The sequence below is a fragment of the Acidovorax sp. 62 genome, from assembly GCF_002754495.1.
Lineage (GTDB): Bacteria > Pseudomonadota > Gammaproteobacteria > Burkholderiales > Burkholderiaceae_C > Acidovorax.
Map to the genome: position 1 here is coordinate 690,446 of NZ_PEFJ01000001.1, position 15,992 is coordinate 706,437.

The window sequence follows — 15,992 nt, forward strand, 5'->3', positions numbered from 1 at the left end:
ACATGCAACAAATGATGGCTTTGGGGCAGTTCGTGTTCAGCCTGCCCACCCTGGCTTACAACGAATTCAAGCGCACCAGCAACTGGCGCCACCCCAGCAACTCGCGCGTGGGGGCACGCCCTGCGCGCCAGTCGCTCGGGCCTGGTGACGACACCATCACCCTGTCGGGGGTGCTGGCGCCCGAGTTCAAGGGCGACCCGCGCGCCATTGAGCAGCTGCGCGCGATGGGCGACAAGGGCAACGCCTACGCGCTGGTGTCGGGCCGGGGCGAAGTGTTCGGGGCCTGGGCCATTGAATCGGTGAACGAAACCGGCACCCTTCACATGGACAACGGTGCGCCCCGGCGCGTGGAGTTCGACCTGCAGCTGGTGCGCGTGGACGATGCCACGGCCGACGCCACAGGCGGCACGCCGGGCACGCCCGGTGTGCCTGCAACAGACGACGGCTGGGAGTGGTGGTTGTGAACACGTTCAAAGAACAGGCCTACGCAAAGCCCGACTACCAGCTGACGGTGAACGGCCGCAACATCACCCGCGCCATCAAGTCGCAGGCGCGGTTGATCTCCCTCACCCTCACCGAGTCGCGCGGGGACGAAGCCGACACACTGGACATTGAACTGGACGACAGCGACGGCGCGCTGGACATGCCCAAGAAAGGCGAAGAACTGGCCCTGCGCCTGGGCTGGGAAGGCCTGGGGCTTGTTGACAAAGGCACGTTTGAGGTGGACGAGGTGGAACACGACGGCGCGCCCGACCGCATCAGCATCCGGGCCAGGGCTGCAGAGATGCGCCGCGAGATGCGCACCCGAAGGGAAAAGAGCTGGCACGACACCACCATCGGCGCCATCGTGCAGGCCATTGCCAAGCAAAACAACCTCACCCCCCGCGTGGACCCAGACCTGGCCGCCATCAAGGTGGAACACATCGACCAAACCGGGGAAAGCGACCTGCACTTTCTGACGCGCCTGGCCAAGAAGCACGACGCCGTGGCCACGGTGAAGAAGGGGCACCTGGTGTTCTTGCCCATCAACGGCACCAAGAGCAGCAGCGGGCAAGAGCTGGGCGCCATCACCATCACCCGCGCAGCGGGCGACCGGCACCGGTACCACAGCGCAGACCGCAACGCCTACAGCGGCGTGCGCGCGTATTGGCACGACAAGAACGGGGCCGAGAAAAAGAGCGTGCTGGTCGGCACCGAGGAAAACGAGAAGCGCCTGAAAGACACCTACGGCAGCGAATCCGATGCCATGGCCGCCGCCCGTGCCGAACAAGGCCGGGTGGAGCGCGGCAAGGCCACCATGGAGCTGACGCTAGCCCTGGCCCAGCCCGAGCTGATGCCGCAAACGGGCGTGACGCTGGCCGGGTTCAAACGCGAGATTGACGCCACGCCCTGGCTGGTGGTGACGCTGACGCACAGCATGGGCGATCAAGGGTTCACCACCCGGCTGGAGCTGGAGACCAATTTGATGTCACGTCTTGACATGTAAACAAAAATGTGTACACTTCGATTTGCTGGTGATTGAAATTTACGAATCTCAAAAACCAGCAAATTTAGACTTTAGACCTATCAGTAATTAAGGAAAAACCATGGACTCAAGATTAACGCCGGCTGCGAGTGGGCAGTCTTTATCACAGGATTGGTATGAAAAATTCGGAATTTCGCCGCAAACTAGCGGCACTTGGCGCCCAATTTAAGGAGGGGAAAAAACACACCAAAATATATTTAAACGGCGCCCAAAGCATTCTTCCAAGGCACACAGATGATCTTGGCACGGGATTGGTTAAGGCAGTTTTGAAACAGCTAAAAATATAGGAGTTAATTCAATAATGTTCAAATACCCGGCAGATATTGCTCGGGATAGTTCAGGGTATATGGTCTCCTTTCCTGATGTTCCAGAAGCGATTACATCAGGAGGGACCAAGGAAGAAGCCGTTGCAATGGGGCGCGATGCGTTGACCACTGCATTGGAGTTCTATTTTGAAGATCGTCGCCGCGTCCCCTTGCCATCGTCTTTGAAACCGGGACAGACTGAGATAGAGTTACCCACAAGTGTCGCAGTCAAGGTGCTGCTACTGAATGAGATGGTCTTACAAAATATTCGCCCTGCTGAGCTTGCGCGAAAGATGAATGTACGTCCTCAAGAGGTTACGCGCATTTTGGATCTTCACCATGCCACCAAGATAGACACGGTAGCAACCGCACTTGCGGCAATGGGCCAAATGCTCGAACTTCGCTTAGAGCCTATTTGATAGCTAGAGAGCGTCGAAAACTGACGCTGTAAATCGGTTCTTTGGACCGTTTTGGGCCATGAGCGACTCATTGTGTTGTTTGATTAATGGCTTCATCAAGAAGGAATGGGGCTTATTGAGGCTTTTTGGTTGCTTGCCGCCAGCGCCATGGAGGAATTGGGTCGGCATTGCTCCACAAACCAATGTTGCCTGCTTGAGCAGTCGCCTGAATATTGAACAGTGCTGCATCGTGAGCGCTGTGGGCGTACCGCTCGTACACCCATGCCATACCAGATGACACCAAGGCGGTGGCGGCATCTGTGTTTCTGCAAGACACGTCGGCCACCACTCGGCCATATCTGTCGTTAGCGCGCGGGGTGATCGTGGCTTGCTGATCGAAGCACAAGGCAGCCAGCTTGCGTCGGCTCGCGTTGCCAAAGGGCTGGCGACTTTCGGGCGCGTCTATGGCAGCCAGCCTCACTGTGATTTGCTGGTAGTGCCCAGGCTCGCCGCATCGGGCTTTAAGGGTATCTCCGTCGGTGATGCTGACCACCAGGCAGAGCAATATGGATGCAGGCAATATTCAGTCCCCGGACCAGTTTGTTTGCTAAGCGGCTGCCTGAAGGTTTGACGCCCCACCTAGTGCAAACAAGGCGATGAGTGACGACAGGGGCAACATGCCCTGCAGCGACAGCGTGGGAAAGCTGGTCGGTGTCAGAGACGGTGACCCGCCATCTTCCAATTCCCAGTCATTTGAAATTCTGCAATGTGCCTATTTCAGAAACACCTTCTCCCGATGGAATTGGAGGTACGGCGCATGCCTTTCGGAGAACGGTGCGCATCCTGTAGCGCAGGCCTCGGCAAGTCCCAAGCGGGTCAAATCGTTGGGGTCTAGTCGCGGCGATACCAGCACCTGACCAGCTTCTGTGAAGCTGATGAACCCTTTGTCAAACAAGCGGTCCACATGAGGGGCGAGCAATAAGCCATTGGCGCCATCAAGCCGTTCAGCTGCCGTGCTGCAAGATCTCCACGGCTTGATATGGCTTGCTATGAGCAGTGCCGGTGTACGCACATGGGTCAGTCTGCACGACTGCTCCAGCCCAAACACGCGAGAGCGGAATAAGCCCTGACCGTTGCGAGCGAGGACAACCTGCTGTTTTGTGGTGGCATCCAGTCCCGGGTCTTGAAGGACTTGGGTTGCAATGGAGTCATCAATGCTTGCAAGTGCTTTGGTTGTGCTGGCTTGGAGCACTGACTGAGGGGCTTCTGCCAGTATTTGCCCGGTCAGCTTTTCGAAAAGGGCTGCACTGATTTCTGCCAAATAGGCTTTTTGGTTTCCATTGCCTGATTCCGGGTGGATCGGGGAGTATTTGGCTGGAAGCAATGGAGCCAGTTCTTCAATGATCTGCTTTGGGCTGATGGCCGCCGGCAGCTCTTCCCACGCCACAGGAAGGAGCCAACCACTGGCGCTCCAATAGTCGCCGACGGCCCCGAAGCTATCGGGCTTGGGAGCCGGGCTGGCGAAATCGGCTACGCGGCCAAGATGCCGGATGACGCCGCCTGAAAACGACAACACAGCATCACCTGGCGTGGCGATTCTCATGTTGTCGTAGAACTGGCTACGCGCGCCGCTGGCCTCACGTATGGGCGACCACAGGTAGCCGCCCCCCAGCTCTTGTTTCGACGTTTGTTTGTGATTGACCCACCAATAGCGCATGCCCTCGACTATGCCAGCAACAGGATCTGGTGGCCGGCAAAGATGCGGTGGGGGAGGGCACGCCTGGAAGTCCCAAACAAGCTTCGCAAGCGCCTGCGCTGTGTTGATGAGTTGTTAGCTCAGAGCCGTATGCGATGCTCGAGTGCCTGTTGGCCAAAGGCCACATTGCGCTGGCCAAGGTTGAGCTCTTTCCCTACAATGGCGTACTTCTGAAAAGTACTGGGAATAATTACATGGGTTTGCGCGTTGTGTCTCTCTTCTCGGGAGCAGGTGGAATGGACTTTGGCGCGCATGCGGCGGGGTTTCGTACGGTGCTTGCGCTTGATAACTTCAAGGCCTCCACAGAGACGTTCGCTAAGCATTTCGGTGAAGGCATCGTTCGGCACACGGGCATCTTTGAGTTCAATGCCTCCAAGCCGAACCCCTATCCAGCGGCGGATGTGGTCATGGGTGGGTATCCATGCCAGTCGTTCTCTATGGGTGGGTTGCGCAACCCTGACAAGGACGACCGCTCCAACCTCTTTCTGGGGTTTGCGGACGCGGTGAACAAGGTCAAGCCGAAGGTGTTCATTGCCGAGAACGTTTCGGGCCTCGCCAAGCTGCAAAACGGCGAGTGGTTCAAGAAGCAGATCGACGTTTATGAGAACCAACTGTCTGCCAAGTACCACGTGCACCACATGCTGCTCAACGCAGCGGACTATGGCGTGCCGCAGATGCGCAAGCGGGTCATCATCGTGGGCGTTCGGCACGATGTGAGCGACACTTTCGAGTTTCCCAATCAGACTCACGCAAAGCCCTCTCTCATCAAGAAGAGTGGCTTGCTGCCCTGGGCAAGCCACGGCGAGGCCATACGCCACCTGCCGCCGAACCCTGTGGGCGAGTACTACGAGCGCCCGCACGACCCTGAGGGTAACTTTGCCTGGTACTTCATGTCGCGCAACCGCCGGCACCGCTGGGATAGCCCTGCATTTACGGTGGTGGCGAATTTCCGCCACGTCACGCTGCACCCAGCTTCGCCAGTGATGGAGCTGGAGTGGAGCGATTTGGCGAACGGCTGGAAGCAGAAGTGGCGCTTCACAGACCAGTACGACCACCTGGAGTTTGCGCCGGAGTTTCCTCGCCTTGATCCGCCCCGCCGCTTGTCATGGCGCGAAGCGGCCGCTATTCAGACCTTTCCGGCGGACTTCGAGCCCGAAGGGGATTTGGCCGAAAAGTTTGAGCAAATCGGAAATGCAGTGCCTCCGTTCCTGATGGAACAGATCATGAAGAAAGTGCGGAAGCTGCTCTAACCCTCGAACATCTTCGACGACTTTGCACGCAGCGTTTCAACAGCTGGCTTTGGCAGTGTGAACAATCCGGTGCCGTGCAGCCGCGAAGCGAGCTTGGGAAAGTACTTGAATTGACTGCCAGATAGGCCGTACCACTCGTAGAGGGCCCCGCCGTCTTCGTCATATCCGACGAGAGAACGCTCGGTGCGAAATTCCCATCGCACCGGTGGCGGCAGATTGATGGGGAATGCCGAGACCATCCACTGGCGTTCGCCATCCTTCTTGCGAGGCGGCGTGTACAGCACGGAGATGAAGATCGATTCCTTCGTGATGAAAGTTCTCTTCACGTCGGCGTCTTGTTGGGTGACGTAGTTTGTCTCCGCCTGCTCGCGGTCTGCAATTTGCCGCTCCAGGATAAGCCGCCCAAAAGTTGCCGCATGCTGCGCATCGCCAAAATCTCTCTGGCTCAGCCCATGCGCAGCGCATAGCTTCCAATCTTTCGAGTTCGAGTTGGAAATCTCCAGGTGCGCACGCATAGCTTTGCCCGCGTCCAAGCTATCTGCATCCAGCTCCAACTGCTTCGACTTGATAGATGCGCCACGGACCGCAATGCCGCCGCTCTCGTTCGACTCGATGACAAAGTCATAGAACGATTTGTTCTCGGTCGTCCTGCCGTACAGCAGCTCTGCCAAGCAACGCTCGATCTGACGCGAGTCCGCACGGGAACTGCCGTCGGCCTCACGCTGCCCGCCTGAGCCATCCCGGTAAGTTGCCAAAAAGCGTCTCAGAGATAAAAGCTCCGAATCATTCGGTGCCCGAGTAAAAAATGCTCGCTCCATAAAATCGCACCCCTTTTCTAATTTTTATTGAATCACTTCAAGCGTTAATTGTCTGGATTTACGTATTGAGTGGCATCCGTTACATAAGGCATTGCCGGGAAATCCTTCAAAGAATTGAATTGTTTTGCTAGTCGCAGAATTCGAAGGCGATCAACGATAATTGCCTGACCAATATCAGATTTTTTTGCAAAATCCCCATCCGATCGACGCAAATCAAGAGGCATAAAATAGTATGTAGCCCATGGATGCATTACGGGGAGATGGCGAATGTGCTTTGCAGGATGGGCCTCGATTTGTTTGAATGTCCAATCTGATTTTGAGCATCCGCATTGGGCAAAAGAGATTGGCATGCCATCGCGTTCATCAGACATTGGATGCCATGCAATTAAATCAATACCACCATCCCCCGTGTCTCGCTCATCGAAATCTTCGACCTTGAAATTGGCTGTACATCGAAGATCATTTGCGATGGCAAGCATCTTTTCATACAACTTGCCTTGGTAGACTGCGCCAGCCCCGGCTCCAGCCCAAGTTGCTCGAACTTCAGCTCCAACGGGCTGAAGGCCTTTAAAAACTTCAAGCGAGGCCTCTTCAAACTGTCGGGCAATGCGATGCAGTATTTCTTTCGACACTAGTCGCAACGATGAGGCAATGAGAAGCCCCACATAGGCATGGTGCTCAGGCGTTGCATTGAATTTGAAACTCAAAGTATCCTGATCATCAGAGATTTCAAATGGATAAAATTCTCCAAACGCAACTCTTCTAGTGCTTGAGAAATTTATAACATCCCTCCAAAGCTGCTCATAGTCAATATTTCTTTTTGTTGATGTCAACAGCCTTCTTGCCAATCCACTTAAATCCCCTTTGCAATAACAACGATCCGGGTGCGTGAGTGCTAGTATTTCTATGTAATCGGACCAAAGAAAAATATCTTTGCCATCAGGAGGATTTTCTAGGGATGTAAACATCCTATTGGTCCTCCAATTTGTCACGAATGGAATTGCGCAACGTTTTGCCATGGTCGAAAATTTCATTCGCCAAGTCTTCGTGGGAGGAAGTCAGATGTTTAGCATCAGGCACCATGCGCCAAGCTATCTGTATTTTTGCCAATGCCTCCTGTAGCGACTTCTCTAGAGCTTCATTTGGACCATCGGTATAGAGGTATGCGGTGCTAATACTCCCGGTTTCCTCAAGCGCAGCTATCGCCTTTTCGCTGGTAACAATTGCGGCCAAGTCACTGATATTCCGCGACTCGCCGATAATCGTTCTTCCGTGTTGGTCCTTGGCGAAAAACCAGCTGAACAATTTCCCTAAATTGCCCATCTTCAGATCTGGCATCTCCACATCCTTTGGAGTGGCGAGACCAAGCCATTCGGGAATATTTTTATAACCCAATGCTGTTGTGATATACGAAAATTCAATATCCGCTGGATCTATTCGAAGGCCATGAAAATTATTGTTATCTTTGGATTTCTCATAGAGATTAAGAGCTGTAAGTAATTTTGCTACATAATCTGCCTTGCTTCCGATGTCTTTCGCAAGATTTTTGAATTGTTCTGCCTCGTCGATGTTTGGATAGAATTCATCCCGAAGTTCTTTAAGATATCTTGCCTTGGACAGCGCATCCCACTCTTGAATTCCGGTAATATGCCGATATCCAAGATATCGCAATACATCGCGCCTATTTTCGTACACAAGGCATGGGAGTTCCGTTGGTGCAGGCTCGATGGCCTCACCTTGAATAATGGCTACGGAACGCTGACGTTTTTTTGGGGGAACAATTTCTCCATTGAGCAGCTTGACTGCGGCCAGACGCCTATTCCCCTCCACGACTGTAAATGCCTCTCCCTTCTTTTTGGGTGAGATCACCAATAAAGGCTCACCTGCAAAATAGCCTTTTTGCCCAATAGAGAGCATTAGATCTTGCGCCCCCTCTTGATCAAGCATATCTTCGATGATATTTTCTACCATCGAATGCTGGGAGTTGAGTCTGTAGAATCTTGGATTCTCGGGATCAAATATCAATTCTGTCGTCTTGATATTTACAACACTTGCAGGGGCCGGAGCCTTGGATTTTGTAACCATAAATCTCTAGCGATGTATTTAGATAATATGCAATAAGAATCAAACCTGTAGGGGCATCAAAACCGTCGCCCATTCCATCCATAAACCACCCGCCCGCAAATCCGCACCTGCTGGCTACCGTCGAGCACATCGACCGTGCGCACGCTCGGGTTGTCACTGGTGATGACATGGGCGCCATCAATGCGGCGAGTCACGCGCTTGATGAATAGCTGGCCGTTGGCCTGGAGCACGTAAACCCCGTCGATGTCGGCGACCTTGCAGTCGGTGTCCACGATGGCGAAGTCGCCTGAATTGAGGGTGCCTTGCATGCTGTCGCCGTAGGCGTGGACCAGTTGCAGTGCCTCGGGCCGGGAGCGGGGCACGTTGAGCGCCAGCCAGTGGCGCGAGACTGGTATTTCACCCATCAGCACGTCCTCTGTGATGAGGTCATTGCCTTTGCCCATGCTGCCTGTGGCGCTGAACAGGGGGATGCGGATAGTGTCTGCGCCTCCTGCTGGGGCGGGTGCTGGCCCTGTCAGAGGGCTGGCAGTGCGGCGGCCGGTGATGATGAAGTTCACATCAAGGCCCAACTCCTCCACGTCCGCGAAGAACTCTGCCGTTGGGGTGGTACGTCCTGCTTCCCAGTTGCTGACCGTGCGCGCTGACCAATCACCCAACCGGAAATAATCTTCCTGCTTCAGGCCGAGGCGCTCGCGCTCTATCCTCAGGCGCTGCCCTATGCCTGTGCGAATCGCATCGTTGGAAATTTTTTTCTGTGTCATGCAGCAATTCGGCTTGCAACCGGAAAATATTTACCGTAAGATTCGGCGCACTAACAGGTAACGCCATCTTCCAAGATGGTACACGCGCCCCTCGGGGCGGGGAGCTATGGCAATGGCTATTCATCGTGAAGTGCGGCGGGCCGCCCGCAGGGTGCAAAGCGGCAAGGCCTTGATGGAGCTGCGCAAGCTGGACGTGGCCACACGCCTGCACCAGATTGCAGGCGCTGGGCCTTGCGCTGCCAGCGGCCAGCGCTATTGGCTGGCGCAGAACGTGGGCCGCAGTGGCGCGCCGCTGTGGGTGCATTTGAGTGTGGTGGCCGAGCAGCCGGGCCAGCTGGTGTTTTGCGGCAACCGCAAGCCGCTGGAGTTCTCGGAGCGCGAGGCCCTGGAGCTGGCGCCGCAGCTGGGGGCGTTTTTGGGCGAGGTGGAGTTTCAGCCCGTGGCGGGAGGGCTGCAGCATGGCTGACCCATACCGCTGGGGCGGCATGACCCCGCCAGCCGTTGCCCTGCTGAAAAAACGGCGGGTGCAGCAAGGCAACCGCATGCGCCACCAAGCCGCCAGCCGGGGCGATGCGCAAACTGGGTTGCAAAGCCCTTGCGCGGGCTGCGCGCAGGTGGTGGCGAAGGCTGTGTGTGCGGAGCAGGGGCGCCAGGAGCGCGCGCACCTTGCCATCAGCGCCCGGATTGGTGACGTTTGACTGAAACAGAAAGTTAACAAATGGCATACGACAACAAGGAACAGCGCCGCGTTTACCGGCACACCGTGCGCTTCAAAAAGGCTGACGATGTTTTGTTGGCCGTGCTGGCGGATCGCCTGGGCGTGCAGAAGGCGACGCTGATCCAGAACATGGCGTTGCTGGCCGCTGAAAAGGAGCTGCAGAAGCTGGGTCTGGGCGGCATGGCGCAGCAGGCCACGCAGGGCGCCTTGGGCGCGGCGGCGCGCTGCTGACGCCATGGAGGGCGTGCATGCAGACCACAGAAATCCAGGTGGAGGTCTCCGCCGAAATGGAGCACCACCTGGAGTGGCTGCGGCAGGCCTACAGGCTGCCCAGCACCACGGCGGTGCTTGAGCTGCTAATCAGCGCGCAGATAGACCGCAGTGTTTATGAGATGACGGGTATCAAGCCGGGCCCAAAGCTGGCGATCGACAACACCAAAGGATGACGAAGATGCAGACCGCAAAGCAACCCGCACACAGCTTTAAGGCCCTGGTGGCTGCCAACCGTGCGGCGGGCCGTCTGGCCGAGCCCGTAGCGCCTGTGCCCCGCAAGAAGATGGAGCAGACGGGCATGCGCCTGTGGCCCGAGGAGCTGACGCTGGCCCGTGAGCTGGCCGCCAAAGAGGACCGCAGCGCGGCCAGCTTTATGCGTCGCATTTACCTGCGCGGGCTGGAGGGCTACATGGCCGAGCAGGGTGCCGGGCGTGGCACCGATATGGCAGCGCAGTGAGGGGCTGCAAATAGCTGCTCAAAAGCTGCTCAAAAGCGACTCGATAGCCGCAACCAGATGACCACAGGGGAACGCATGTTGCACACCAATGCAGAGCACGATGCGCTGCTGGCGGCCAAGCCTGCGCGCCAGCAAAGGCTGCACCAGGGCATGAAGGTGCGCTATGAGGGCACGCGCATGGAGTGCCCGCACTGCGGCGCCCAGTGCGTGATACGGCATGGCAGCAAGGTGAGCATGACGATGCGCAAGCTGGTGTACAGCTGCACCAATGCGGAGTGCGGGGCGAACTACGAAGCCATGACGGAGTTCACCAAGATGCTGAGCGTGCCTGCGCGGCCGAACCCGAAGGTGAGTATTCCGCTGTCGCAGCATGTGCGGCGGGAGATGCTGCGTGTGCTGCTGGACAACTCGCTAGAGGCGGCGCACGTGCCTATCACCCCCATCGAGCCCACCACGGGCGACCTGTTTGCCGGGGACACCAACACGTCGTAGCTGGCGCCCTGAGCCGCTGATTAGCAGCGGCACCCATCACCCACCAATCCCTGATTTTTTGCAAGGCGGTAACGCCGGGCGGGGATTTCTTTTGCCCAAAAAACCTGAGAGGACGGTATGAGCCTGTACGCCATGACCTATCGCGCGGCCAATGGGCAGCGCATTACGCAGCACCTGTTGGCCGCTGACAGGCAGGCCGCCACGCGGCTGGCGTTTGACCTTGCGGAGCGTTTGACGGGTGGCCGCTGCGGCTTTGGTATTGCGCCCTTCACGGCACCCACTAAGTCGGCACCCCGTAAGGCGGCCACGCCTTGTGCGGGTGCGTTGGCGCTGAATGTGGCTGGGTGAGCATGTCGGACGTTTCGCCCTCTGGCCCTGTGCTGTCGCCCGTTGGGCAGGCGAACTACCAGCGCCTGTTTGGTGTGGGCAATGGTTCGCTGCGCGACGAGTTTGTGACGATTGCAAGCCAGAAGCGGTGGTCTGATGCCGAGTCGCGCGAGTGGGCGCGCATGCCTGAGGCGCACCGCATGGCGCTGATGCTGCTGGCTGGGGTGGATGGCGACCTTGGCGCGCTGGCGCAGCGCAGCTGGCGCGAGCTGCCCGAGCCTGAGCGGTTGGCATTGAAGGCTGAGGCCCGGTTTGCGCGCCAGGAGTTTGCGCAGCTGCACGCACTGACGGGGCGGTGGTGATGGCCAAGCGCAATCAGTTCCAAGACTGGGGTCTGGTGGAGCGCTGGCAGGCCAACACGCTGGCGGCCAGGCTGGTGGCCACCTTGCCCAGCCAGTGGGCTGAGGGTGTGGCCGAGCTGCGCCGACCAACACAGGACACCCCCGTGTGGATGCGCAACAGTGCGTGGCTGGAGCGGCTGCTGGCGTTTAAAGACCAGCATGGCGATGCGCTGCACTGGAGCATGAGCGACGCCGATATTTGCGAGCGTGCGCAAGCGGTGGCCGAGGGCATTGCACGCCTGATGGACCTGTGGCACGAACCGGCCACTGCGGCCGAGCCTGTGCTGCTGACCGAGCAGCGCAAGAAGACACTGACCGAGGCAGAGCACGCGGCCCTGGTGGCTGACCTGCGGCACAAGCCGCTGACGGAGGCGGAGCAGGTGGCGCTGGTGCGTGCATCTTGCAGGCTGCTGGATGTGGACCCGCCCGAGGCGGACACGCCCAAGGGGGTGATTGGCAAGGGGCAGGATGTGGCGTTTTGGCGCAAGCGCCTGCGCCAGAAGGTGGCGCGTGTGCGTGAGCTGGGCGCCATCAAGCTGGGCGTGGTGAACCACCAGCGCGGCGGTTACTGCAGCAACGCCGCGGTGGAGAACCGCCAGCAGCAGCTGGAGCGGGCTGCGGCCATGATGGACAACACCCTGGTGCGCAATGAGGCGGGGCAGGTGTACCGCCTGGGCGAGCTGGCAAGGCTGGGGGTGTCTGACCGCGATGTGCGCCGGGGCGAGCTGATGGTGCGCATTCGCGGTTGTGAGGAGTACGCAGACGCGGCGGGCCATGTGGGCCTGTTCTTTACGCTGACGCTGCCAAGCCGCTTCCACGCCATGCTGGCGCCGCCCAAGGGCACGCGCCTGCCGTCGCGCAAGAACCCACGGTATGACGGATCGAGCCCGCGCGAGGGGCAGGCCTGGCTGTGCAGGCGCTGGGCCGATGCGCGTGCCGCGCTGGACAAGGCGGGCATCCGCCTATATGGCTTTCGGGTGGCGGAGCCGCACCACGATGGGTGCCCGCACTGGCATTCGCTGTTCTGGTTTCAGTCGCGCGAAGAGGCGCAGTTGGCTGTGGGCATCATCAAGCAGCATTGGCTCAAGCCTGAGGACGATGAGTTCCCTGAGGTGAAGTGCAAGCAGACCCGTGCGCGCCTGCAGACGCGCCAGCCAGGGGCCCGCAAGAACCGGGTGAATGTGAAGTGGCTGGAGGCTGGTGGGGCTGCGGCCTATATCGCCAAGTATGTGGCGAAGAACGTGGGCGGGTCGTACCAGATCAACCATCTGGACGGCGAGGCCGATGGCCATGCGCAGGGCCAGCTGTTTGATGTGGATGCGGGCGAGGTGCCGGGTTATGTGCGGGTGGATGCCTGGGCCGCGACCTGGGGCATTCGCCAGTTTCAGCCCATTGGGCAGCCTAGCGTGGTGGCGTGGCGCGAGATGCGCCGGGTGAGCCACGATCAGGTGGAGCAGGCCCGCATAGAGGGCGACACCATCGCGTGGCGCATTTATGGCGCTGTGCACAAGGTCGGCAACATCAAGGCCGACTGGCGCCGGTTTATGGAGCTGATGGGCGGGCCCTGCCGCAAGCGCGGCGAGTGGGCCATGTCTGTGGCGCACCGCCAGACCGAGACCACCAACCGCTATGGCGAGACGGTGGAAAAGAAGGTGGCCGTGGGCCTGGAGCTGAGGTCTGGCCGGTGGCTGGTTTCGCGCCGACAGGCGTGGAACCGGGTGGCCGATGGCCGCCAGGAGCCCGGTGCCCGCGCCGCGAAGGCGGCGCCTTGGACTTGTTTCAATAACTGTAGAGCCCGCCTTACTGGCGAGCTGCGCAGAGCCTTTTTAGGCCGAGGCGACCACGAAAAAGAGGACTGGTGCACACCCGAGGTGGTGGCCCATTTCCGCGCGATGCGCTCCCAACGATCTGCGGAGGCATTGCGGTGCTGAAAAAACAAGCACCCCAACACACAACCGCCCCCGAGGCGCGCAGCCGCATGGCCGAAACAGGCCGCAACCACGCGCTGCTGCAGGCCCTGGCGCTGCTGGCCTGCCTGCTGGCCACCGTTTTCACCGTGCGCGTGACACGCGCCGACCTTTGCCCACCGGACCACCACCCAACGAAAGGAGTGCAACCCATGAACGCCAAGCGAACCGAGCCGCGCGTGCATTGCTACCAGCGCCCGCTGCATGGCGGCTATGTGCCCCACGCAGCAACCACGCCCGAGCACCTGCGCGCAGTTTTTGAAGCCGAGCGCCAGCGCCTGGCCGATGCCGCCAAGCCACGCCGCAAGCGCCGCACCCCGGCTGCGCCTGCCGTGAACCCCAGGCAGGCGCAGCTGCAGCTGGTGGCCTGACGCAGTGCCAACACGAACACCACCACAAACACCATCACCAAAAGGAGAAACGAGAACATGCAACCCATTTACAACGTGCAGCCCATGCACAGCTACCGCGCCACGCTGTACCCCCCAGGCGCCCATCTGTCTGATGTGGAGGATCTGGCCGACGCGAAGCTGCTGCCCACCATCCGGCTGAAAGCCGCGACCGCGGAGCAGGCCGAGGCCAATGCCCACATCACCACGGGCAAGAACGTGTTGCGCGTGGAGCGCGTGGAAGAGAGCAGGGGGGCTGAGCGATGAGCACGAAAAAGAACGCTGCGGCGCTGGCCCAGCCTGTTGCGCCATCGCGCTGGGCGCAGATCAGGGAAGCGGAGCGGGTGGGCTACGGCACTGCCCAGCCCGTGCGCATGAGCTGGCAGACCGGGGGCACTTACCTGTGCCCCGAGCTGCGCCACCGCAGCAGCACCAACCAGCCGCCCAGCATCGTGCTGGGCAAGCGTGTGGACCGATGAGGGGCGGGGCAATGCGAATCTATGTTGCGGGCCCCATGACGGGCTACCCCGAGCTGAACTTTCCGGCGTTCCACGCCGCAGCCGCAGCGCTGCGCGCGCAAGGCCACCACGTGGAGAACCCGGCAGAAATCAATGCCGACCCCAAGGCGCAGTGGCTGGACTGCATGCGCATGGACATTGCGCGGCTGGTGACGTGCGATGCCGTGTACCTGCTGCCGGGCTGGGAGAAGTCGCGCGGGGCCAAGGTGGAGCACGGGCTGGCGCTGGGCCTGGGCTTTCAGATCATCCACGCACAGGAGGGCTGACCCATGGGCCAGATCATTTTGAACAAGGCCCAGCTGCTGGAGGAGCTGGACATTGTGGAGAACACGCTGCGGGCGCTGATTGAGCAGCGCGGCTTTCCGCCACCCCGGAAGATGGGGGCGAAGCTGTTCTGGCTGGTGGATGAGGTGGTGGCGTGGCTGCAGGGGTGCCCGAGGGCTTGGGGGGCGAATGTTGGGCCGGAGCCGGATTAACATCGCAACACGCTGGCCGCTGTCGGCCATGTCCAGCCCTCAAGAATCAGGTGCTGGTCTCCTCACTTTCGAGAAAAAGAATGGAAGCAAGTTTTGGAATCCGCCTCAACGCCTGACTCCGGCGAAACAGCAGGACAATTGTGGGCGCGTCATGACTCGATGGAGGCTGAGGCTGCCTCTCTACTAGGACAGATGCTTTTCGCGTTCTCGCGCATCGATGTGAACCTGGGACTCTGCCTAGCTTGGATGGATGATGGCAAGAGATTGGAAGCTCTATCAAAGTCAATCGAAGGGCAGACCGTCCACGCCAAGCTCCAAGCGCTTTCGAAGCAAGTTGCGGAGAAGTTTCCTGCGGGTTCTAAACGTCGCGCGGCCTATGAGCGTTGGATTGAGCGTGTGCACGCTGCTCGTGAACAGCGCAATCAGATGGTCCACGGACGATGGGGCATAGAGGCTCGGCGTAACAAGGTCGTCAACGTCGTTGGACTGCCCACCGGAACGCAACAAAGTATTGAATACACGCTTGCGGAGTTGACCGCATTCAATGACGAGTTGGGCGCGTTGGCGCGGGAGCTATCCAGGCTGAGAGAGCACTGGCCTATATAAGTGACTCACTCACTTGCCACTTGCGGCGGATGGACCGTCTCGTTTGGGCCCAAAGCGGAATTTCAGTCTCTTACCCGCCCGAGGCCTGTTGAAACGCGATCAGATACCCATTGCAATCGGTGACGGCAAATTCTCTGCTTCCATAAGGCATGTCTTGTAGAGGCCATGCAACTGACGTTTTGTCTTTGATGACAGAAAAATATCGGTCTACATCCGCGACTGCGAGGTAAATCGTTCCTGAAAAGATGGGATTCGTGCTCCACAAATCTCGGTCCGTGAAAATAAGGCGGGCGTCATACTTTGAGACGGTGATCGTGCTGTCGGCAGTCGAGGCGGTGCTGAAACCGAGCACAGATTCGTAGAAATTTCTGGTCTGCTCGATGTCAAAGCATCGCAACAAAATAGACAAACTCATGTTCACTCCAAAAGTAGTGTCGGTTGTTGGCCGGTTGCAGCCGGATGACGGCTGC

At 58.8% G+C, this 15,992-nt stretch carries 27 protein-coding genes; 20 read left to right on the top strand and 7 right to left on the bottom strand.

Annotated features, from left to right (window positions below):
• Positions 1 to 2: 2 nt before the first annotated feature.
• From CLU86_RS03140 to CLU86_RS03150, 4 genes are all read left to right on the top strand, one after another.
• Positions 3 to 464: a phage tail protein gene (locus CLU86_RS03140; RefSeq protein ID WP_233194759.1), complete on the top strand. Its 462-nt coding sequence runs from the start codon at positions 3 to 5 to the stop codon at positions 462 to 464.
• Positions 461 to 1,486, top strand: a complete 1,026-nt coding sequence (locus tag CLU86_RS03145) for a phage late control D family protein (protein WP_099743244.1) — start codon at positions 461 to 463, stop codon at positions 1,484 to 1,486. Before CLU86_RS03140 ends, CLU86_RS03145 begins: the two co-directional genes overlap by 4 nt.
• A 155-nt stretch (positions 1,487 to 1,641) precedes the next feature.
• Positions 1,642 to 1,812 carry a type II toxin-antitoxin system HicA family toxin gene (locus CLU86_RS22520; RefSeq protein ID WP_143226646.1) on the top strand — a complete coding sequence of 57 codons (171 nt, stop codon included), beginning with the start codon at positions 1,642 to 1,644 and terminating at the stop codon, positions 1,810 to 1,812.
• Between the two features lie 14 nt (positions 1,813 to 1,826).
• Positions 1,827 to 2,249 carry a type II toxin-antitoxin system HicB family antitoxin gene (locus tag CLU86_RS03150; RefSeq protein WP_099740585.1) on the top strand — a complete coding sequence of 141 codons (423 nt, stop codon included), beginning with the start codon at positions 1,827 to 1,829 and terminating at the stop codon, positions 2,247 to 2,249.
• A 112-nt stretch (positions 2,250 to 2,361) separates the two neighbouring features.
• On the opposite strand, the gene CLU86_RS03155 is transcribed toward CLU86_RS03150, so the two are convergent.
• On the bottom strand, positions 2,362 to 2,808 hold the full coding sequence (locus CLU86_RS03155; RefSeq protein WP_099740586.1) for a thermonuclease family protein: 447 nt from the start codon (positions 2,806 to 2,808) through the stop codon (positions 2,362 to 2,364).
• 192 nt (positions 2,809 to 3,000) lie between these two features.
• A complete protein-coding gene (locus CLU86_RS03160) occupies positions 3,001 to 3,945 on the bottom strand; it encodes an HNH endonuclease (protein ID WP_099740587.1) in 945 nt (314 codons plus the stop codon).
• 149 nt (positions 3,946 to 4,094) lie between these two features.
• Here CLU86_RS03160 and CLU86_RS03165 point away from each other — a divergent pair, with 149 nt between their 5' ends.
• The gene (locus tag CLU86_RS03165) at positions 4,095 to 5,234 is read left to right on the top strand and encodes a DNA cytosine methyltransferase (protein WP_199175079.1); all 1,140 of its coding nucleotides are present in this window, start codon (positions 4,095 to 4,097) and stop codon (positions 5,232 to 5,234) included.
• On the opposite strand, the gene CLU86_RS03170 is transcribed toward CLU86_RS03165, so the two are convergent.
• The 4 genes from CLU86_RS03170 to CLU86_RS03185 are packed head-to-tail and all read right to left on the bottom strand — an operon-like array spanning position 5,231 to position 8,898.
• Entirely contained in the window at positions 5,231 to 6,052 is an 822-nt protein-coding gene (locus tag CLU86_RS03170; protein ID WP_233194761.1) for a hypothetical protein, read from the bottom strand. The genes CLU86_RS03165 and CLU86_RS03170 overlap by 4 nt on opposite strands.
• A 44-nt stretch (positions 6,053 to 6,096) precedes the next feature.
• Complete coding sequence (locus CLU86_RS22525) at positions 6,097 to 7,020, bottom strand: hypothetical protein (RefSeq protein ID WP_143226647.1); 924 nt, start codon at positions 7,018 to 7,020, stop codon at positions 6,097 to 6,099.
• A gap of 1 nt (position 7,021) precedes the next feature.
• Positions 7,022 to 8,137, bottom strand: coding sequence for a hypothetical protein (locus tag CLU86_RS03180; protein ID WP_099740590.1), 1,116 nt, complete (start codon positions 8,135 to 8,137; stop codon positions 7,022 to 7,024).
• Between the two features lie 56 nt (positions 8,138 to 8,193).
• Positions 8,194 to 8,898, bottom strand: coding sequence for an XRE family transcriptional regulator (locus tag CLU86_RS03185; protein WP_099740591.1), 705 nt, complete (start codon positions 8,896 to 8,898; stop codon positions 8,194 to 8,196).
• 112 nt (positions 8,899 to 9,010) lie between these two features.
• Here CLU86_RS03185 and CLU86_RS22775 point away from each other — a divergent pair, with 112 nt between their 5' ends.
• The 15 genes from CLU86_RS22775 (at position 9,011) to CLU86_RS03255 (ending at position 15,522) form a co-directional block, all read left to right on the top strand.
• The gene (locus CLU86_RS22775) at positions 9,011 to 9,364 is read left to right on the top strand and encodes a hypothetical protein (protein ID WP_158236298.1); all 354 of its coding nucleotides are present in this window, start codon (positions 9,011 to 9,013) and stop codon (positions 9,362 to 9,364) included.
• Positions 9,357 to 9,596 carry a hypothetical protein gene (locus CLU86_RS22780; RefSeq protein WP_158236299.1) on the top strand — a complete coding sequence of 80 codons (240 nt, stop codon included), beginning with the start codon at positions 9,357 to 9,359 and terminating at the stop codon, positions 9,594 to 9,596. The genes CLU86_RS22775 and CLU86_RS22780 overlap by 8 nt, the downstream gene beginning before the upstream one ends.
• A gap of 20 nt (positions 9,597 to 9,616) precedes the next feature.
• On the top strand, positions 9,617 to 9,847 hold the full coding sequence (locus tag CLU86_RS03195) for a hypothetical protein (protein ID WP_099740593.1): 231 nt from the start codon (positions 9,617 to 9,619) through the stop codon (positions 9,845 to 9,847).
• 17 nt (positions 9,848 to 9,864) lie between these two features.
• Positions 9,865 to 10,062 (top strand): hypothetical protein, encoded by a 198-nt coding sequence (locus tag CLU86_RS03200; protein ID WP_099740594.1) that lies wholly within the window; start codon positions 9,865 to 9,867, stop codon positions 10,060 to 10,062.
• 5 nt (positions 10,063 to 10,067) lie between these two features.
• Positions 10,068 to 10,346: a hypothetical protein gene (locus CLU86_RS03205; protein ID WP_143226649.1), complete on the top strand. Its 279-nt coding sequence runs from the start codon at positions 10,068 to 10,070 to the stop codon at positions 10,344 to 10,346.
• A 75-nt stretch (positions 10,347 to 10,421) separates the two neighbouring features.
• On the top strand, positions 10,422 to 10,838 hold the full coding sequence (locus CLU86_RS03210; protein WP_099743246.1) for an ogr/Delta-like zinc finger family protein: 417 nt from the start codon (positions 10,422 to 10,424) through the stop codon (positions 10,836 to 10,838).
• A gap of 117 nt (positions 10,839 to 10,955) precedes the next feature.
• Complete coding sequence (locus tag CLU86_RS03215) at positions 10,956 to 11,186, top strand: hypothetical protein (protein ID WP_099740596.1); 231 nt, start codon at positions 10,956 to 10,958, stop codon at positions 11,184 to 11,186.
• 2 nt (positions 11,187 to 11,188) lie between these two features.
• On the top strand, positions 11,189 to 11,527 hold the full coding sequence (locus tag CLU86_RS03220) for a hypothetical protein (protein ID WP_099740597.1): 339 nt from the start codon (positions 11,189 to 11,191) through the stop codon (positions 11,525 to 11,527).
• Positions 11,527 to 13,497, top strand: coding sequence for a replication endonuclease (locus tag CLU86_RS03225; protein WP_099740598.1), 1,971 nt, complete (start codon positions 11,527 to 11,529; stop codon positions 13,495 to 13,497). Before CLU86_RS03220 ends, CLU86_RS03225 begins: the two co-directional genes overlap by 1 nt.
• Entirely contained in the window at positions 13,491 to 13,904 is a 414-nt protein-coding gene (locus CLU86_RS22985) for a hypothetical protein (RefSeq protein ID WP_233194763.1), read from the top strand. Before CLU86_RS03225 ends, CLU86_RS22985 begins: the two co-directional genes overlap by 7 nt.
• Positions 13,905 to 13,961: 57 nt before the next feature.
• Positions 13,962 to 14,189 carry a hypothetical protein gene (locus tag CLU86_RS03235; protein ID WP_099740599.1) on the top strand — a complete coding sequence of 76 codons (228 nt, stop codon included), beginning with the start codon at positions 13,962 to 13,964 and terminating at the stop codon, positions 14,187 to 14,189.
• The gene (locus CLU86_RS03240) at positions 14,186 to 14,401 is read left to right on the top strand and encodes a hypothetical protein (RefSeq protein WP_099740600.1); all 216 of its coding nucleotides are present in this window, start codon (positions 14,186 to 14,188) and stop codon (positions 14,399 to 14,401) included. Before CLU86_RS03235 ends, CLU86_RS03240 begins: the two co-directional genes overlap by 4 nt.
• An 11-nt stretch (positions 14,402 to 14,412) precedes the next feature.
• Entirely contained in the window at positions 14,413 to 14,706 is a 294-nt protein-coding gene (locus CLU86_RS03245) for a DUF4406 domain-containing protein (protein WP_199175080.1), read from the top strand.
• Between the two features lie 3 nt (positions 14,707 to 14,709).
• Entirely contained in the window at positions 14,710 to 14,916 is a 207-nt protein-coding gene (locus CLU86_RS03250) for an AlpA family transcriptional regulator (RefSeq protein ID WP_099740602.1), read from the top strand.
• Positions 14,917 to 15,009: 93 nt separating this feature from the next.
• Positions 15,010 to 15,522 (top strand): hypothetical protein, encoded by a 513-nt coding sequence (locus CLU86_RS03255; protein ID WP_143226650.1) that lies wholly within the window; start codon positions 15,010 to 15,012, stop codon positions 15,520 to 15,522.
• Between the two features lie 70 nt (positions 15,523 to 15,592).
• Here CLU86_RS03255 and CLU86_RS03260 read toward each other — a convergent pair whose 3' ends face one another.
• Complete coding sequence (locus tag CLU86_RS03260) at positions 15,593 to 15,937, bottom strand: VOC family protein (RefSeq protein WP_099740604.1); 345 nt, start codon at positions 15,935 to 15,937, stop codon at positions 15,593 to 15,595.
• Positions 15,938 to 15,992 lie beyond the last annotated feature (55 nt).

Bases quoted from the DNA above. Each gene is read 5' to 3' on its own strand.
- CLU86_RS03140 (WP_233194759.1), top strand. From the start codon at position 3: ATGCAACAAATGATGGCTTTGGGGCAGTTCGTGTTCAGCCTGCCCACC.
- CLU86_RS22520 (WP_143226646.1), top strand. From the start codon at position 1,642: ATGAAAAATTCGGAATTTCGCCGCAAACTAGCGGCACTTGGCGCCCAA.
- CLU86_RS03150 (WP_099740585.1), top strand. From the start codon at position 1,827: ATGTTCAAATACCCGGCAGATATTGCTCGGGATAGTTCAGGGTATATG.
- CLU86_RS03160 (WP_099740587.1), bottom strand. From the start codon at position 3,945: ATGCGCTATTGGTGGGTCAATCACAAACAAACGTCGAAACAAGAGCTG.
- CLU86_RS03170 (WP_233194761.1), bottom strand. From the start codon at position 6,052: ATGGAGCGAGCATTTTTTACTCGGGCACCGAATGATTCGGAGCTTTTA.
- CLU86_RS22525 (WP_143226647.1), bottom strand. From the start codon at position 7,020: ATGTTTACATCCCTAGAAAATCCTCCTGATGGCAAAGATATTTTTCTT.
- CLU86_RS03180 (WP_099740590.1), bottom strand. From the start codon at position 8,137: ATGGTTACAAAATCCAAGGCTCCGGCCCCTGCAAGTGTTGTAAATATC.
- CLU86_RS03185 (WP_099740591.1), bottom strand. From the start codon at position 8,898: ATGACACAGAAAAAAATTTCCAACGATGCGATTCGCACAGGCATAGGG.
- CLU86_RS22775 (WP_158236298.1), top strand. From the start codon at position 9,011: ATGGCTATTCATCGTGAAGTGCGGCGGGCCGCCCGCAGGGTGCAAAGC.
- CLU86_RS22780 (WP_158236299.1), top strand. From the start codon at position 9,357: ATGGCTGACCCATACCGCTGGGGCGGCATGACCCCGCCAGCCGTTGCC.
- CLU86_RS03195 (WP_099740593.1), top strand. From the start codon at position 9,617: ATGGCATACGACAACAAGGAACAGCGCCGCGTTTACCGGCACACCGTG.
- CLU86_RS03200 (WP_099740594.1), top strand. From the start codon at position 9,865: ATGCAGACCACAGAAATCCAGGTGGAGGTCTCCGCCGAAATGGAGCAC.
- CLU86_RS03205 (WP_143226649.1), top strand. From the start codon at position 10,068: ATGCAGACCGCAAAGCAACCCGCACACAGCTTTAAGGCCCTGGTGGCT.
- CLU86_RS03210 (WP_099743246.1), top strand. From the start codon at position 10,422: ATGTTGCACACCAATGCAGAGCACGATGCGCTGCTGGCGGCCAAGCCT.
- CLU86_RS03215 (WP_099740596.1), top strand. From the start codon at position 10,956: ATGAGCCTGTACGCCATGACCTATCGCGCGGCCAATGGGCAGCGCATT.
- CLU86_RS03220 (WP_099740597.1), top strand. From the start codon at position 11,189: ATGTCGGACGTTTCGCCCTCTGGCCCTGTGCTGTCGCCCGTTGGGCAG.
- CLU86_RS03225 (WP_099740598.1), top strand. From the start codon at position 11,527: ATGGCCAAGCGCAATCAGTTCCAAGACTGGGGTCTGGTGGAGCGCTGG.
- CLU86_RS03235 (WP_099740599.1), top strand. From the start codon at position 13,962: ATGCAACCCATTTACAACGTGCAGCCCATGCACAGCTACCGCGCCACG.
- CLU86_RS03240 (WP_099740600.1), top strand. From the start codon at position 14,186: ATGAGCACGAAAAAGAACGCTGCGGCGCTGGCCCAGCCTGTTGCGCCA.
- CLU86_RS03245 (WP_199175080.1), top strand. From the start codon at position 14,413: ATGCGAATCTATGTTGCGGGCCCCATGACGGGCTACCCCGAGCTGAAC.
- CLU86_RS03250 (WP_099740602.1), top strand. From the start codon at position 14,710: ATGGGCCAGATCATTTTGAACAAGGCCCAGCTGCTGGAGGAGCTGGAC.
- CLU86_RS03260 (WP_099740604.1), bottom strand. From the start codon at position 15,937: ATGAGTTTGTCTATTTTGTTGCGATGCTTTGACATCGAGCAGACCAGA.